The 3,423-nt window shown below is 63.6% G+C and carries 3 protein-coding genes; 2 read left to right on the top strand and 1 reads right to left on the bottom strand.

Annotated elements, in window-relative coordinates; translation table 11 throughout:
- Window positions 1–189: 189 nt before the first annotated feature.
- On the bottom strand, window positions 190–996 hold the full coding sequence (locus N5J71_RS22170; protein WP_394298102.1) for a LysR family transcriptional regulator: 807 nt from the start codon (window positions 994–996) through the stop codon (window positions 190–192).
- Window positions 997–1,183: 187 nt separating this feature from the next.
- Here N5J71_RS22170 and hppD point away from each other — a divergent pair, with 187 nt between their 5' ends.
- The gene (gene hppD / locus N5J71_RS22165) at window positions 1,184–2,278 is read left to right on the top strand and encodes a 4-hydroxyphenylpyruvate dioxygenase (RefSeq protein ID WP_003461803.1); all 1,095 of its coding nucleotides are present in this window, start codon (window positions 1,184–1,186) and stop codon (window positions 2,276–2,278) included.
- A 4-nt stretch (window positions 2,279–2,282) separates the two neighbouring features.
- Window positions 2,283–3,422 carry a homogentisate 1,2-dioxygenase gene (locus tag N5J71_RS22160; protein WP_279917659.1) on the top strand — a complete coding sequence of 380 codons (1,140 nt, stop codon included), beginning with the start codon at window positions 2,283–2,285 and terminating at the stop codon, window positions 3,420–3,422.
- Window position 3,423: the final 1 nt, after the last annotated feature.

Genomic DNA, 3,423 nt, shown 5'->3' with positions numbered 1-3,423 from the left:
AGGTAGGAGCGGCTGGGCGGTATTCCGCTTCAGCCGCGATGCTCTTTTGCGCAACCAATGTCCCCGGATTGCATTGGGCTACACAGCTTCCTGGACTGTCGCGGCTAAAGCCCCTCCCACAAGGTTTCGCTGCTGCAATGACCGGCTGCCCCCGCTCTGTGGGAGGCGCTTCAGCGGCGACGCTCTACCTCAGCCATGGCTCATCAGAGCTTCGCTCAATTTCTCGAACAGCGTCTGCACCGAACGCAAGGCGCGGCAGTCCGGGCGGGTCAGCAACCAGAGTTCGGTGTCGCAGCCGGCCAGCGGCGGGCCGAGTGCCTTGAGTTCGGGATGGGCGCGCAGCACGAAGTCGGGCAGGGCGGCGACGCCCACTCCGGCGCGTGCCAGCTGCGCCACGGCGTACATGCTGCTGCAGCGGTAGTTGGGGGTGACGCCCGGCAACTCGCGCAGGCGCCAGAGCGCCGTGGCGTGCTCCGGCATCGCCTCGTTCGGGGCGATCCAGCTCTGTCGTGCCAGGTCGCTGCGATCCTGGCCGTCATCACGGGAGCAGACCCAGTAAGACACTTTGGCGAGGCGCCGGCCGACCAGGTGCTCAGGCGGCTCGTTGGTCAGGCGCAGGGCCAGGTCGGCATCGCGCCGGCTGAGGTTGGAGAAGTCGTTGGAGGTCACCAGCTCCAGCGCCGGGTAGCTGGGCATGAAGCGCGCCAGTGCCGGCAGCAGTAGGCTGCCCAGTACCGCATCGGTGCAGGTCAGGCGTACCGTGCCGCTGACCACCTGCTTGCCCAGTTCCAGCGCTACCCGTGCAGCATCCAGTGCCTGCTCGGCGCGCTCGGCCTGTTCGGCCAGGGCGCGGGCCGTTTCGCTGGGTTCGTAGCCACGCCGGCTTTTCTCGAACAGGGCCACGCCCAGCTCGCGTGGCCAGGGTCGAACGGGCCTACACATTCTCACGCCCAAGCTGAGTGACAGTGGCAAGCCGACTGACCGTCGTGTAAGGATTATTTTACGGTTGTCAGGGCGTTGCCTGCCTTGCCTGAAAGGCGTAAGGAAAATTTGCCACTGCTGAGCGCGGCTAACGTGTCTAAGTGTCGCAAGCCATCTTGAGAGCGCGTCTGCGCTCGGTTGTCATGAGGTTGTCCGCAACGCATTCGTGCGGCTGCCATAACAATGACAATCAGGAGGCGAAATGACCGCCGTGGCCAAGATCGAGCAGCACAACCCCATCGGAACCGACGGTTTCGAGTTCGTCGAATTTACCGCACCGAATGCCGAAGGCATCGAGCAACTGCGCCAGTTGTTCACCGCCATGGGTTTTACCGAGACCGCCAAGCATCGCTCTAAAGAGGTTTGGCTGTTCCAGCAGAACGACATCAACATCGTACTCAACGGCAGCCCCACCGGCCACGTGCGCGCCTTCGGCGAGAAGCATGGCCCCAGCGCCTGCGCTATGGCCTTCCGGGTGAAGAACGCCGCTCAGGCCGCTGCTTACGTCGAGCAGCAGGGCGCCAAGCTGGTGGGCAGCCACGCCAACTTCGGCGAGCTGAACATTCCCTGCGTCGAGGGCATCGGCGGTTCCCTGCTGTATCTGGTTGACCGTTATTCCAACGAGAGCGGCGACAAGAGCATCTACGACGTCGACTTCGAGTACATCGAAGGCCGCAGTGCCAACGACAACGCCGTCGGCCTGCAATGCATAGACCACCTGACCCACAACGTGCGTCGTGGGCAGATGGACGTTTGGTCCGGTTTCTACGAGCGTATCGCCAATTTTCGCGAGATCCGCTACTTCGATATCGAAGGCAAGCTCACCGGCCTGTTCTCCCGCGCCATGACCGCGCCCTGCGGCAAGATCCGCATCCCGATCAACGAGTCAGCCGACGACAAGTCGCAGATCGAGGAATTCATCCGCGAATACCACGGTGAGGGCATTCAGCACATCGCCCTGTCCACCGACGACATCTACGCCACCGTGCGCCAACTGCGTGCCAACGGCGTGGACTTCATGACCACGCCGGACACCTATTACGAGAAGGTCGACACCCGCGTCGCCGGCCATGGTGAGCCGACCGATGTCTTGCGCGAGCTGAACATCCTGATCGATGGTGCCCCTGGGGACGACGGCATCCTGCTGCAGATCTTCACCAACACGGTGATCGGCCCGATCTTCTTCGAGATCATCCAGCGCAAGGGCAATCAGGGCTTCGGCGAGGGCAACTTCAAGGCCCTGTTCGAGTCGATCGAGGAAGACCAGCTGCGTCGCGGTGTGATCTCCGAGGAGTGATGCCATGAGCCGCCAATGGATTCGCTTTCCCCTGCGTGAAGGCGAGTGCTCGCGCCAGGCGCATTGCGACCTGCCGCAGGGCACCTATGAGCGCGAGATGGGTCGTGAAGGCTTCTTCGGCCCCACCGCACACCTGCACCACAAGCATCTGCCCACCGGCTGGATCGACTGGGAAGGCCCGCTGCGCCCGCACGCGTTCAACTTCAACGACATCCCCAGCGAGCGCGACTGCCCGCTGGCGGCGCCGCTGACCCTGCACAACGCCGACGTCAAGCTGCGCGTCTGGCGCACCCACGGCGCCATGCGCCATCTGGTGCGCAACGCCGATGGTGACGAGTTGCTGTTCGTGCATGAAGGCAGCGGGCACTTCTACTGCGACTTCGGCCATCTGCAGTACCGCGACGGCGACTACCTGCTGATCCCACGCGGCACCGCCTGGCGTATCGAGGCCAGCACGCCGAGTTACTTCCTGTTGATCGAGAACACCGACGGCGCCTACCAGTTGCCGGACAAGGGCCTGCTCGGCCCGCAGGCGATCTTCGATGCGGCGGTGCTGGAGCACCCGCATATCGATGACGCCTTCAAGGCGCAGCAGGACGAGAACACCTGGCAGATCAGGATCAAGCGGCGTAATCAGATCAGTACCGTGACCTACCCGTACAACCCGCTGGATGTGGTCGGCTGGCACGGTGACAACACCGTGGTACGCCTTAACTGGCGCGACATTCGCCCGCTGATCAGCCATCGCTACCACCTGCCGCCATCGGTGCACACCACCTTCGTCGCCAACGGTTTCGTGATCTGCACCTTTACCCCGCGCCCGGTGGAATCCGATCCCGGCGCGCTCAAGGTGCCGTTCTTCCACAACAACGACGACTACGACGAAGTGCTGTTCTACCACCGTGGCAACTTCTTCAGCCGCGACAACATCGAGCAGGGCATGGTCACCCTGCACCCGTGCGGCTTCCCCCATGGGCCACACCCCAAGGCGCTGAAGAAGAGCCAGGAGGATCCGGCCACCTTCATCGACGAGGTGGCGGTAATGATCGACACCCGCCGCGCCCTGGAAGTGGCCGATGCCGCCGGCGCGGTGGACGTGGCCGAGTACGTCAACTCCTGGCGCGCGCCGGGTACCCAAGGTTGAA

Source organism: Ectopseudomonas oleovorans (assembly GCF_029845265.1).
GTDB lineage: Bacteria > Pseudomonadota > Gammaproteobacteria > Pseudomonadales > Pseudomonadaceae > Aquipseudomonas > Aquipseudomonas oleovorans.
This window is presented reverse-complemented; position numbering and strand designations above follow the sequence as displayed.